Source organism: Oleiphilus sp. HI0043 (assembly GCF_001634935.1).
Genome location: NZ_LWEY01000158.1, coordinates 1 through 13,754 on the forward strand (window position 1 = coordinate 1; position 13,754 = coordinate 13,754).

Below are 13,754 nucleotides of genomic sequence, written 5' to 3' on the forward strand. Positions count from 1 at the left end.
GTTGATGCCGTTGATGCCGTTGATGCCGTTGATGCCGTTGATGCCGTTGATGCCGTTGATGCCGTTGATGCCGTTGATGCCGTTGATGCCGTTGATGCCGTTGATAGCTTAACAGACCAAACAAGCGATCAGGGTAGATAAAAAATTAATGAATAGCAAGAGAGGGAGCGCAAGGTATATCGTTTGAAGCTGATTAAAAGGCTTGCCATTCCCCCCCTCAAACAATCTTATCACTTACTACTTGTATTAAATAACGAAGATAACTTTACTCTTAGTAAAATTATCTTCGTAAATTTAGCCACAAAATATAAATAAGTTACAGCTCCAAAGCCAGTTCAGGTGCGTCACCCCCTTCTGCAGGCTCAATCTTAGGCATATATTTTTCTCGAACCTTGCCCTCAATATCTTCAGCGATTTCGGGGTTCTCTTTCAAGAAGTTGGCAGCATTAGCCTTACCCTGCCCGATCTTGTCGCCGTTGTAGCTGTACCATGCGCCAGCCTTATCTACCAAGCCTTCCTTAACACCGAGATCTATGATTTCCCCCATGCGGTATATACCCTTGCCGTAAAGGATCTGGAACTCTGCCTGTTTGAATGGTGGTGAAACCTTGTTTTTTACAACCTTAACTCGCGTTTCGTTACCAATAATTTCGTCGCCCTGTTTTACCGCGCCGGTACGACGAATATCCAAACGTACCGATGAATAGAATTTTAAGGCGTTACCACCGGTTGTTGTCTCAGGGTTGCCAAACATTACGCCGATCTTCATACGAATTTGGTTGATGAAAATACACAAGCAATTAGCATTTTTAATATTACCCGTAATCTTACGAAGTGCCTGCGACATAAGTCTCGCCTGCAAGCCCATATGACTATCACCCATATCCCCTTCGATTTCAGCTTTTGGCGTTAAGGCAGCAACTGAGTCAATAATTAATACATCAACAGCACCTGAGCGTACAAGCATATCGGCGATCTCTAATGCCTGCTCTCCGGTATCTGGCTGAGAAACCAAAAGCTCATCAACGTTGACGCCTAACTTCTCTGCGTAAATTGGATCCAAAGCATGTTCAGCATCAACAAACGCACAGGTTTTACCTTGCTTTTGCGCCTCTGCAATAACCTGCAATGTAAGTGTTGTTTTACCAGAACTTTCGGGGCCATAAATTTCAACAATACGACCATAAGGAAGACCACCAATTCCCAAAGCAATATCCAGGCCTAGAGAGCCAGTTGATACAGAGGGGATCGCCTCTCTGGGCTGGTCGCCCATCTTCATTATTGCACCCTTACCAAACTGACGCTCTATCTGAGAAAGTGCAGCACCTAAAGCTTTCTTTTTGTTGTCTTCCATTTAAATATCCCCTAACTAATAACTCTTTGCAGGCCATAACTAAATATTACGACCAGTAATTTATACTGTATACATAATCAGTATTATGTGCAGTTAAATACTAACTGTCCAATATTTTTTTCATTATTTTTCGTTCGTCCAAACGCGAGCGTTGGCCAAGGTGACTTACTACTGTTTTAGGTCTATAGTTTTATTATTAGTACCTTTAACCGCCTTGGATTGCAAAATACATGCTTGACCCGTTGAAACATTACATCCAGTTCTTTTGGCCTAAGCCCCACTCAATAAGCAAAGAGCTTCAGGTTCGCTATCGCTTATTACTTTACTTCCAGTTCTTTACCAACCTGGTAATGATTTACAGCATTATTAAATGGACTAAGGCCGACTATACCGCGCTTGTAGTATCATCTTCGATTGGGCTTCTCATGTCGCTTATTTCAAGCACCCTTGTGAGACTCAAGTGCTCTCCAAACGTAGTTGCTAACATGCTAATGGTTGGGGCCTTCCCTCATGGCTTCAATATGATCTACAGCCTTGGCGGCTTACATTCTTCACATATATTTTGGATTCCGACCCTGGTTTGTATTGCCTATCTATTAGCCAACAGAAAGTCTGGACTATTTTGGTTTTGCACCTCATTCACTAGCATTGGCTTATTGGTGTACTTCGATCGCAGCGGTGTGGTATGGGACAACTATCCTTTCAGTGAAAGCCAGAAGCTTATAGACACCTATTCCGGCTACTTATTGCCAATGATCATTATATGGCTTGGCCAGAGCTATGCTTTTCGCATAAGGCAAGAATCACTAGCTGAAGCAATCCAAGCAAATGAAGAGACAAGTAGTCTGGTAATTTCGGCCGAAAAGAACTCACAGCGCTTAGGAGAGATTCTGAATGAAGCCAAGTCGACATGCCATACCCTATCCACCTCATCAAGATCCTTGCTAGAAAACATCAAAAAAATGAACAGTGATAGCCAGTCAATTGAAAACGGCGCACATTCTCAACTCGAGGCTTCTGAGCAGATTGATGCAACAGTTAGCGAAACGCAAACAACGCTTAGCGAGACATCTTCTCTTGTGAGAGAAATTGAAACTGTGACAAGAACTACACAAGCAAATGTCACATCTACCGCAGACTCCATGAAGAAAACAACAGAAAGCATGGATAAGATCAAACAAAGCTTCTCAAAAATTGAAGATGTTATTCAGGTCATTTCCGGTATCGTTAGCCAAACGAACTTACTTGCATTAAACGCAACAATCGAAGCTGCACGTGCTGGTGACAGGGGGCGTGGCTTTGCCGTCGTTGCTGACGAAATCAGAAGCTTATCAATTCGCTGTGATGAGTCTGCCCAAGAAATTACCGATGTAATAAAACAAGGGTCAGTAGACGTTGATAAGGGCGTCGAGATAGTACTTCACTCAGAAGCAGTACTGGAGAATACATCGGCCTCGGTTATTGAAGTTTCAGAACAAATTGAAAAAGTATCCAAGGTAATCAATAAACTGCAAGACAACATGACACAAGTCAGTGCTGCCTCGCAGAATGTTGGCGAGGTAAATAACAATAACGCTTACGCTGTTATACACCTACTGGAGTCAATTCAAAACCTGAGCACAATGACGACAAAGCTTAGCGACGTTTCAGAGAAGCTAGCAAACGTCGTGAATAAATAGCTAGCAGGTCACTTTCCTTACTAAAGCCCGACTAATCATTCTGACCTTCATGTTGAGGGGCAAACGCTTAAGGTTTGTTCCCACAATACCCTTCGTAAATCGGGTCTGTTTACTGTAATCAATATTTACATCTAACACGACTGGCTGACCCGCTTTGCTGATTCTCCAAGCTTCATCCAACATTTCATCTATATCGGAATTCTCATCGATCCGGACATAAGCTGCGCCAGTAGCCATCGCTACACCCTGCATTCTCGTATCCGCAAGAACCGAACAAGTTTTCCTGTTATACGGCACCTCTTGAGCTTGTGATATTTGGGATAACTCGCCATCATTAAATATGGTAAAAATTGCACCCAAGCCATTCTTGCTTGCCGTTGTAATTTCCATGCACGTCATCAAAAATGCACCATCACCAATAATACTGACAACGTCTTTTTCAGGATTAAGAAGCTTTGTTCCGATAGTCGCAGGGACAGCATAACCCATGCAATTGAAGTCGGTAGGCGAAATCATGGTTCTCGCTGTATGAATAGGCATAAGTTCTGCCGTTAAGAAGGTATGGTTACCGTCATCAACCACTACATAACCGTCATCAGGCAGCCTTTTCCTTAAGGCATCAAAGAATAAAGCTGGATTAACACGAGAACCACTATCGTGCTTATACCACTCTTGTTTATACGAAGCCTTTTGCTCTGAGATGAGCTGACTCACTTCCTTATAACGCGCATCAAAACAGATATTATTCTCATGTATTTTAGCTTTGAGCTTACGTAATAACGCGGGCAAGACCTCATTTGCATCTCCCTGGATCGCTACTTTCGCTGGGTAGTTTGTATTGAGAACTTTAGGGTTAATGTCAATATGAATCAAAGATTCAGGAACCGTAACGCCAAAGCTACCTGTACCAATTTCTCCAAAACGAGTCCCTACCGCAAGCAAAGCGTCGCAATCTTCAAATGCTTTCGTTGCGGCAGGCACTGCTGCAGCCCCAAAACTCATTCCCGTATGCATAGGATCATTTGCCGGAAAGGAGCTTAAGCCTTGCAAGGTAGTAGATGCCGGTGCGCCAAGCAAGCTAGCGACTTGCGTAGCAACATCAGAAACGTCCACCGCTCCCCAGCCCAAAAACAATCCGGGCTTATTAGCCTTAATTAAGATATCGACCGCTTCATCTAGCTGCTGTTCAAAATGACCAGACTCGACAAGCGCCTTTTCACTTAAAAATTCGGCATACGTTATTTGTCGTTCAACCTCCGCCGTATAAAGCTGTATATTCACTGGTATCTCAACAAATACTGGCCCTGGTTCGCCACTCGTCGCAATTTCGTAGGCTTTATATAGCGTTCTAATAATATCTTTCTGGTGAGCTACCTTAAATGTTGCCTTGGTAATTGGCGCTAGCATCGCATGCTGATCCATATCGTGAAGCTGGTATTCAAAGTCTGAATCGCTCCGCACACCACCCGACAACACCAGCATTGGAATACCGTCAAGAAATGCTTCGCCAATACCACTAGCTGCATGCGTAGCGCCTGCCGCAGGAACGATAAGCATTGCACCAACCGTATCACTGGTTCTACTAACAGCATCTGCCATGAACGCGCCACAGCCTTCATGAGTAACGAGCATAGGCTGAATGGTGGCCGACTTATTTAACTCATCATAGATCTCGGTATTGTGAACACCCGGTATACCAAATGTATGTGAAATCCCAAGTTGCTCGAGTGCATACCTAACTAGCCAAGCGCCTGTTTTCTTCATGTATCACCTTTAAGATTCTTTTTTCTATATAAATTTATTACAGGGAAAATGTATTACATCTGCCCTTAGTATTAGTTGATTGCGTCAATTGCGCTACGCGCCGTCAGTACACAGCCGGATAAGAACGTGCCCTCTAGAGACTTAAATCCGCTGGCACCGCCACCGCCAAAACCCGCTGCTTCACCAATCGCGTACAAGCCTGGAATTGCTGCACCCTCTGAGCTCAAGACCTGGCTTTGCAAATTAGTCTGTATGCCACCAAGGCTTTTTCTGGAAATGAGTCTGAGCTTAATCGCGATTAACGGACCGGATTTGTCACTTACAATGGGGGCAGGTTTACACGTTCTGACTTTGTCGGATCGCCATGCCCTGGCTTGCTGAATACGCCTAACCTGGTCATCGTTCCATAAAGCCGGCCCTCGTGATAGCATTTGGTCATAATCACTAACAGCAGCTTTAACATTGTCACAGCTCAAAACTTTTTCATCATCAAGAGCCTTCATCTGGGTAAGGAGTTCATCCATATTCTGTGCAACGATAAAGTGGTCACTTTCAGTAGAGATTTTCTCAATTAGCGTGTGATTTCCTAGCAATATTTCCTTTAAAAAGCTAAGTAACTTTCTGTCTCGAATCGAGGGGTTATGCTCCGAACCGGAGATTGCGAATTCTTTTGCAGCGATACCCCAGTTCAAAACCTGCCAGGTATAAGGTTCTTCTAGCTGGGCAACGCGACGACATAACTCATTTGTGTCAAAACCAGTAACGAGTGGATCAGGGCCAATACGATTGCCTTTAGCGTCAAGCCACAAAGCAGATTTACATGGGATCAAGCTTAAGCCATGGCCTTCAAATTGTGGCTGAGGATGCGGAATACCTGCCGCATAATTCCACATTTTATCAAGATGCGTAACACTCCCCCCCAAATTTGAAACGAGCTCATGCAATGCGCCATCGGCATAAGGGTGAGATCCGTTTAGGATTTCTTTCGGTGGCAAGCCCCAAGGTTTGTACCAATGCTCCCTAACCTTGTCGATACTGCCGTTAATCCCGCCACATGCAGCAATAGTATGCTCAGCCTCAAACTCTACTACCTTTTTAGTCTCTTCACTTTCACTTCGACAGCCCACTACGCGGCCATTTTCAGATACCAACTGAACTACACGATGTCGATAAAAGAACTGAAGACTATCACGGTTAGAATGCTTAGCCAGTTTTTCTAGAAACAATTCAACCAAGCGGTGACCAGTGCCCCAAATTACGTGATACCGGGGAACGCTATTACCATCGCCATTTAGCCCACGTTCTACCCAGTTTACGGCCGGAAAGAACTTTAAGCCTTTGTCACATAGCCAATGAAATACGCGCTCTGCGGAATTCTGCACGTAGTATTCAGCCCAACGTTTAGGCCATTCATCCTGTTCACTGAACTGAGCGAATGAATGCCAATCTTTTAAGGCAAGTTCAGGAGAATCTTTTATGCCCATACGTTCCTGAAGTGGTGTCCCCACCAAGGCCATACCACCAAACGCCAACTTTGCCAGGCCACCGGAATTACCTTCAATATCTCGATCAACCAACGAGACACTTAGACCTTTTTCCAAGCATTCATGCGCCGCAATTAAACCCGCAATTCCAGCACCAACAATAAGTACATCACTTTTAATAGCTGCCATCTTTCTTGCCTTGTTACCAAATCAATAAACTAAACAAAGTTTGCCAAAGCTCTTTACTTAAGAGGATAGTAAAATTAGCCTAATGGCCTTAGATTGAGACATAGAAGAAATAAAACCATTCTAACAATAATAGCCCTTTACCTGGATTCCACTAGGCATGAGTGAAACCGAAGCATTTATTAGTCACCTATATCGAGCAACCAAGCGCGTTGATATTGAGTATTATCGCCAGTGGGCCCTAAACGAATTACAGTCATTTCTTGATATCGACGCTGCGATCTGGAGCACCGGACATTTAAGTACGCGCACTTTTCACACACACACAACACTTAATCTACCAACTAGTTTTCCAGACACCTTAATAGAACACATTAAAATAAATCCAATCAGCAATAGCTTGTTTGCTCATGCTGGTGAAGCTGTAGATATGGCTGATGTAATTAACGACAGTGACTTTTATCGTTCTGAAATCTATCACTCGGTTTTTGAGCCGCATGGAATAAAACGTATTTTAAGTTCACTACACATAGCTTCAAGAAGCGGTATCTATACCCTTCTCTCTGTGTACCGCACTGACAAAGATAGAAAGTTCTCAGATAACGAAAAGAAAAGACATCAACGAGTATTATTTCATCTTATACAAGCTGCCTCTCATGCTTGCATGCTAAGCATGGAAGATAGGTCGGAGGGCGAGGAGCAGTACTACGCGATATGCGACCGTCACGGCATTTACCATGAGGTCGAAACAGAGTTTCTCGACATAGTCGAGCTTTGCTTTAAAGGAAGTAAGGAATTAAATACGCAAAAGCAAATCCTTCCCTTAAAACTCCCTTTGAATGAACAACAGAGAGAAAAACAGAACTACATCTTTAGCTCTCAGCAGCTGGGAGATCTCTTCCGAATAGGCGTTCGCCAAAGAAATAAACTCGACCAGCTAACCCAAAGGGAGCTAGATGTCGTAAAAGGCGTGACCAAGGGTTTAAGCTTTAAATTAATCGCAAAACAACTCGGCCTGAGCCCATCAACAATATCAAACCATCTATATCGTATTTATCATAAGTTAAATATTAATAGCCGTGAGCAGCTTGCTCAACTCATGGGAGACATAGAGCTAAAATAATTGCTGGTTGATGTAAGTCATTACATAGCAAACGCGCTCATGCCAAACTAGACTAAAGCTACAATAAAGGAGAATCACCAATGAGCCTATATAATAGTATACTCGTCGCTTTAGAGTGCGGCAAAGACGCGCAACAAGTGCTCAACAAAGCATCTGCACTGGCTGAACAAAATCCTTCAGCCAAAATTCATTTAGTTCACGTTGTACTCGACCTGATTGTGGCTGACTGGGCAGGCAGTCCAGGCCAGATACCGCCTCCATTAGATCAAGAAGCTCTCGCACAGTCGGGTGCAGACTACCTTCGCCCCTTCATTGAAGAGGCAGGGCTGGATCCAAATAATCTAATTATGTGCTTTGGGCCACCGGCTCAACAAATCCTTAAACAGGCAGATAACCTAAATGCAGATGTCATTGTTGCAGGTAGTCATAGTCGCCACGGGTTTGAAGTACTGCTAGGCTCTACAGCTCATAAGATTTTGAACCTCGCTGAATGTGATGTACTGCTAGTGCGCTGCCCCAAGAGCTAAATAATCGAAGATGTTGATAGCAGCATCCCAATTTTGGAATGCTGTTTCTCATCCTAGCCTTTGTGACTACCAGTCATTTTATGGCAAAGTAAGCCCTCCTTAATAAATATAAAAATGAGGAATACAATGTCATCAGCCGCGATAACCTATACAGAAACAAACCAAGCAATACCCCAAGAACGTGGACAAGTGATTCTAGGATGCCTTAACGAGTTTGCTCGAGACCCCTTGGCCTTCTTCCACCGTTTAATGTCTACCTACCCGGACATAGTGGAATTCCACATCCCTTTTAACAATATGGCGCTTGTCACAAGTGGTGACTTAAGCCACCAAATTCTTGTAAGCCAAGCAAAAAAATTTAGAAAGTCAGACCGAGACGTTGCTGTCATGGGAACCGTTTTGGGAAAGGGGCTGATAACAAACAATGACCTTGCTAATCATAAGACTCAAAGGAAATTAGTACAGCCAGGCTTCCACTTCCGTAGAATTGAGTCTTACGCTAAAACTATGAGCGATTATACAAGCAGAATGACGCAAGATTGGAAGGCGGGTAACAGGGATATTGCTGATGATATGTTCAAGCTGACAATGTATATCGTCAGCAAGACTCTGTTTGATACAGATATGGAACATATGCAAAGCAATGCAAATAATATTGGTGAAACAATGCACATCGTTCAAACGGAAACTAACAAACGGTTTCAGCAGGCTTTAGTTTTTCCTGACTGGGTTCCCACCCGAGGAAACCGTCGCTTGGTCGCTGCCAAAAAGGCATTGCACAAAACAATTAGCAGTATGATAGAAACAAGAAAGAACTCAGACTTAACAAATGCTGATAAAAAACCAGATATGATGTCAATGCTGCTCGAAGCTAAATACGAAGACGGAAGCAGCATGCCAACCGAGCTCGTGATGGATGAACTAATCACACTATTTACCGCAGGCCATGAAACAACATCAAATGCCTTAAGTTGGACATTCTACTTGCTCGCTCTACATCCAGATATTCAGGCAAAGCTTCATGCCGAGTTAGACAGTGTTTTAAACGATCAAGACGCTCAGTTTGAACACCTAGGTGAGCTTAACTATACTGATATGGTCATTAAGGAATCAATGCGCTTGTTACCGCCAGTCTGGACGCTAAACAACCGACAAGCCAATGACGACATTGACATAGGCTCATATCATATTCCCAAAGATAAAGTTATCTTCCTATCACCTTATGCGAACCACTTAAACCCACGTTATTTTGAAAACCCGAACCGCTTCGATCCAGAGCGTTTTTCACCAGAAAACGAGAAAAACATACCAAAGCATGTTTATATACCTTTTGGCTCGGGGCCACGATTTTGCATTGTGCAATCATTTGCGATGATGGAAGCGAAAATAATACTTGCAACAATTATGAGAAGATTCGAAGTCGAATTAGATGAAAACAATGTGTTTGACCCTCAACCTCTCATTACGCTCTCGAATAATAAGGGCATGCAAGTTAAACTAAAAAGCCGAGATAATTAGAGACTTTGCTAATGAAAACTGCGATGGCGCGTCATATTCTTGTAAAAGATGAGCAAACTGCCAACACGATAAAACAAGCCTTGGCTAAAGGGGGTGACTTTGCAAAACTGGCGCGCAAGCACTCTAGCTGCCCTAGCAAAAAGAATGGTGGCGACTTAGGCGAAATTCGGCCTGGTGACTTAGTTAAGCCCGTTGAACAAGTAATTTTCAAAAAAGCATTAAAGACCGTTCACGGTCCAGTAAAGTCAAAATTTGGCTATCACCTGATCGAAGTTTACTTTCGAGGCTAAGATAACAACTAAAAGCTGCCTAAAGCTGCTTTTAGTTGTTATCTTAGATTGACAGCCCTCGTAAGACATTAGCACCAATATCGCCATTAGCACCGATCACCAAAACTTTCATTGTAGATCCTTATTATTCTCTTTTACCTTCCTTGCTATTTCATATGCCAGATTAATGGTCCGCGTTGCATGCACCGGCCTGTTGGGATTCAAGATACGCTTTTACATCCTCGGCGTAACGTTCCTCAACGGGCACAAACTCACCACGTTCATCATCAAAAGCCCTTACGTCTCCGGCACCAATATCGTAGGTCCAGGCATGTAGCTGAATTTTATTGGTAGAAAGTTTGGCAGCAACATGAGGGTGGGTCTTTAAATGCTGCAACTGAAGCAAAACGTTTTCATCAATCAACATAGCCAGACGTTCATCATGGGAGCCCTCTGGCAGCTTTTCCATAACAATCTGATGCGCAGCCTTTGAGTAGCTGAGCCATTGTGTCACATGAGGAAGGTTAGTGAGCGAGTCAGGGTCCATCACGCCGGCCATTGCCCCACAACAGGTGTGTCCACACACAATAATATGTTTGACTTCAAGAACGGCAACAGCATACTCAATCGTTGCCGTGGTACCACCAGTATAGTTGCTATGCGGTGGAACAATATTGCCTGCATTTCGACATATGAATAGTTCCCCTGGTTCCGTCTGAACTAAAAGGTTTGGGTCAATACGAGAATCAGAGCATGTAATAAAAAGAGCTTCTGGATGCTGCCCTTTCACAAGTTGATCGAATAGTTCTTTCTTCTGAGGGTACACTTCGGTTTTGAATCGTACGATTCCACTGGCTATTTTTGGCATATCAATTCTCTATAACTCAATTAACGTGTTGAATAATAGCTTTCTCAACCGGTATAGGGAAGCGATATAGCAAGGAAAAGCCCTAACTAATTTTTTATGTTCGAGCGCCCTATTTTGACGCATAAAAAAACAGGCTCGCGCCTGTTTTTTTATGTATAACAACGTAGAGGGCTTAGTTTCTCGCGGTAATTGTATAGCTGGAATCTGGATGATACTTGATATCAGACATGTAAATGCTTCCCATAGTTGGGCCGCTAGTATTTCCTTTAACTCGAATATTCTCCATGCTAATTCGAGCAATTTCTGTCGGCATATATATTTTTATACCGCCTTCGTCAGTAATTTCTATAGGCCCTCTTCCTTCCTGGTATTTCAAACCCTCAATAGAAATATCTGCTTCAATCAGGTTAGATATCGGACCAACACCTGCCATGGTTAATACACTGTCCGCTAACTCATAAGCCACTTGCTCATCCTTCGGCTCTTCATATTCATCTTCGTCGTTATATTTATGCTGAAAACCGGCAACCGCTCCGTCAGCATTCTGACCGATGCTAAGCCCCATACCTGGTATTGGACCGAACCCTTGGGCATTAACACCTGCCAAAGCTTCGTCATCAAGCATCTGCATGCCGCCAAACTTACCTAACTGTTCTCGTGTTAGCTCAGCGCTACTGGTGTTATTAATTGGTAAAGCTGCAGCGGGACTCGCAGCCATAGCAAGCATCGGTTGAAACGGCGCCGCAGCCAAAGCAACAAATGCTGCAGTGTAACGGTAACGAGACTGATGCTTAAGTGTTCTATTTAGCTCTTTCTCACTAATCCAGCCTTGCTTAATTAAGACCTCACCAAGCATCATGTTCTCGGAGACTTGAAGCTGAAGTGCTTGATCAAGTTGCGCTTCGCTAATATAACCGCGGTTTACTAATAAGCGCCCAAGTCTGGATTTTGCTATTTGCTCATTATGCTTAGTCATACTTCCCCCGGGATAGTCGATCTTTATCTTATTAAGGTACTCTGAATCATTAATGGCTTATTAAAATATATACAGCCACCTAAGTAGTTGGTGAAATAATGGCCAGAAAAAGCCAATTTGTATGTGGGAGATTGATTTCGGTCAGTAACAAGATGTTATCCTGTGTCTATTCATGTGAATAGACACCGTTTTTGCTTTATACTAAGCACCGAAAATATTCATAGCTTGCTGATTTAATTAACCTTTCCCAATTAATTTATATAGAGTTGAAATACACACCATGAGAAATTCCAATCTATCCTTATTTAATAAATTTGTGTGCCATTTAACATTTATATCTTTGTGCTGTTTTGCGCTAGCAAGTCATGCAAAAGAAATGTATAGCAATACGACTCAAGCGACCATCACAACCAACTTTGGCATTATCGAGCTCGACCTTTTTAAAGACCGCGTTCCCGTAACCGTTGCGAACTTCATCCGTTACGCTAACGAAGGCTTTTATAACAACACTATCTTTCATCGCGTTATTCCCAACTTTATGGTTCAAGGTGGCGGTTTTGATCAAAAAATGAGACGAAAGCCCGTCTCTTCGCCCATTAAGAACGAAGCTAATTCTCTTATTCCTAATTTACGCGGCACTATCGCCATGGCACGAACGAACGACCCGCATTCTGCGACTTCTCAGTTCTTCATAAATGTTAAAGACAATATGCAGCTTAATAAATCCGGGCACAACGCGGGTTATGCCGTATTTGGCAAAGTAACTAAAGGACTCGAAATAGCCGATAAGATATCTAAGGTCGCCACCAAGTCTGATGGTTATATGCGAGACATTCCCGTAGACACAATAATCATTCAATCAATTACAATTACCGAACCGAGCTCCGAGCCTGAAAGTCCGGCACCCACAGCCAAGCAATAGCAAGCCATAAAATATGAATAGAGAAGTCGACAATTTTTCGGTAGCTAATCTTGGCTGGGAAGGCGATATTCCAGCCTCGAAAGAATACGATGACGTTTACTTCTCGCTTGTTGATGGCCTTAAAGAGAGCCAATATGTTTTCATTGAAGCCAATCAACTCGCATCTAGACTAATAGGTGAAAGCCTCGCACTAAAACCCTTTATCGTCGCTGAAGCAGGATTTGGTACCGGGCTAAACTTTCTCTTAAGCTGGCGACAATGGCTGGCCTGTGAAGAAAAAGGCCGTCGTGACTTTCACTACATCTCATTCGAAAAACACCCACTATCTCTATCAGATCTTAGAAACTCTTTGAGTAAATGGCCTGAGCTTGCAGATTTATCTTCCCAACTATGCGACGACTATCCTTTCACTATAAAAGGACACCACACACTGAAGTTCGAGTGTGGCCGAGTCATCCTCACACTGGTTTTTGGGGATATTTATGAGTCCCTGGATGAATACCGTTTTATGGCAGATTGCTGGTACCTGGACGGTTTTTCCCCTAATAAGAACCCGGAAATGTGGTCACCTGCTCTTTTTAAAGAAGTTGCCAGACTATCATCTGACGGAGCCACTTTTTCCACCTTCGCCGCTGCGTCAGCTGTAAGACGAGGGCTAGAATCGGCAGGTTTCAGTGTTAAGCGCCAGAAAGGCTTTGGCAAAAAACGAGAGATGCTTCTTGGCTCTATTACAAAACAAGACCTCAGTTCTACCGGTCACTTACCTTTAAGCAAAACAAATTGGGCCTACCCACAAACACTGATAAAGAATTCCGTTAAGAACTCTACGGCTGCCGCCTTAGATAAAGACGTGTCCAAGTCTTTCGATACCGTTATTATTGGGGCCGGTTTAGCGGGTATCAGCACTGCTTCAGCGCTGTATCAACGCGGGCTGGATGTTGCGATAATAGATACTCGCCCAGCACCTGTTTCTGGTGCCAGCGGCCAGAGCCAACTGGTAATGTACGCAAAGTTTCCCAGTGAGAGAAACAAAACGTTTAACTTCGTAGAGCATTGCCTTGCCTACAGCTTACGCTATTACCCG

12 protein-coding genes are annotated in these 13,754 nt (G+C 43.4%); 7 read left to right on the top strand and 5 right to left on the bottom strand.

What is annotated here, in order from left to right; genetic code table 11:
* Positions 1-316: 316 nt before the first annotated feature.
* Positions 317-1,354: a recombinase RecA gene (gene recA / locus A3729_RS02970; protein ID WP_068510971.1), complete on the bottom strand. Its 1,038-nt coding sequence runs from the start codon at positions 1,352-1,354 to the stop codon at positions 317-319.
* A 230-nt stretch (positions 1,355-1,584) separates the two neighbouring features.
* On the opposite strand from recA, the gene A3729_RS02975 reads away from it, so the two are divergent.
* On the top strand, positions 1,585-3,033 hold the full coding sequence (locus A3729_RS02975; protein ID WP_068633121.1) for a methyl-accepting chemotaxis protein: 1,449 nt from the start codon (positions 1,585-1,587) through the stop codon (positions 3,031-3,033).
* On the opposite strand, the gene A3729_RS02980 is transcribed toward A3729_RS02975, so the two are convergent.
* Positions 3,034-4,797, bottom strand: coding sequence for a thiamine pyrophosphate-binding protein (locus A3729_RS02980; RefSeq protein ID WP_068508453.1), 1,764 nt, complete (start codon positions 4,795-4,797; stop codon positions 3,034-3,036). It abuts the gene before it with no gap.
* A gap of 71 nt (positions 4,798-4,868) precedes the next feature.
* Positions 4,869-6,470: an FAD-binding dehydrogenase gene (locus A3729_RS02985; protein WP_068633123.1), complete on the bottom strand. Its 1,602-nt coding sequence runs from the start codon at positions 6,468-6,470 to the stop codon at positions 4,869-4,871.
* Positions 6,471-6,627: 157 nt separating this feature from the next.
* On the opposite strand from A3729_RS02985, the gene A3729_RS02990 reads away from it, so the two are divergent.
* From A3729_RS02990 to A3729_RS03005, 4 genes are all read left to right on the top strand, one after another.
* Positions 6,628-7,590, top strand: a complete 963-nt coding sequence (locus A3729_RS02990) for a LuxR C-terminal-related transcriptional regulator (protein ID WP_068508456.1) — start codon at positions 6,628-6,630, stop codon at positions 7,588-7,590.
* Positions 7,591-7,670: 80 nt separating this feature from the next.
* Entirely contained in the window at positions 7,671-8,117 is a 447-nt protein-coding gene (locus tag A3729_RS02995) for a universal stress protein (protein WP_068633125.1), read from the top strand.
* A gap of 126 nt (positions 8,118-8,243) precedes the next feature.
* Positions 8,244-9,635, top strand: a complete 1,392-nt coding sequence (locus tag A3729_RS03000) for a cytochrome P450 (protein ID WP_197475504.1) — start codon at positions 8,244-8,246, stop codon at positions 9,633-9,635.
* 11 nt (positions 9,636-9,646) lie between these two features.
* Entirely contained in the window at positions 9,647-9,925 is a 279-nt protein-coding gene (locus A3729_RS03005) for a peptidylprolyl isomerase (RefSeq protein ID WP_068508461.1), read from the top strand.
* A gap of 163 nt (positions 9,926-10,088) precedes the next feature.
* Here A3729_RS03005 and A3729_RS03010 read toward each other — a convergent pair whose 3' ends face one another.
* The gene (locus tag A3729_RS03010; RefSeq protein WP_068508463.1) at positions 10,089-10,772 is read right to left on the bottom strand and encodes a carbonic anhydrase; all 684 of its coding nucleotides are present in this window, start codon (positions 10,770-10,772) and stop codon (positions 10,089-10,091) included.
* A gap of 172 nt (positions 10,773-10,944) precedes the next feature.
* A complete protein-coding gene (locus A3729_RS03015; protein ID WP_068633128.1) occupies positions 10,945-11,748 on the bottom strand; it encodes a hypothetical protein in 804 nt (267 codons plus the stop codon).
* Positions 11,749-12,124: 376 nt separating this feature from the next.
* Between A3729_RS03015 and A3729_RS03020 the strand changes: the two genes are divergently transcribed.
* A complete protein-coding gene (locus A3729_RS03020) occupies positions 12,125-12,670 on the top strand; it encodes a peptidylprolyl isomerase (RefSeq protein WP_068508466.1) in 546 nt (181 codons plus the stop codon).
* A 13-nt stretch (positions 12,671-12,683) separates the two neighbouring features.
* Positions 12,684-13,754 (top strand): tRNA (5-methylaminomethyl-2-thiouridine)(34)-methyltransferase MnmD (gene mnmD / locus A3729_RS03025; protein ID WP_156497600.1); only part of this gene is annotated, 1,071 nt, incomplete at its 3' end.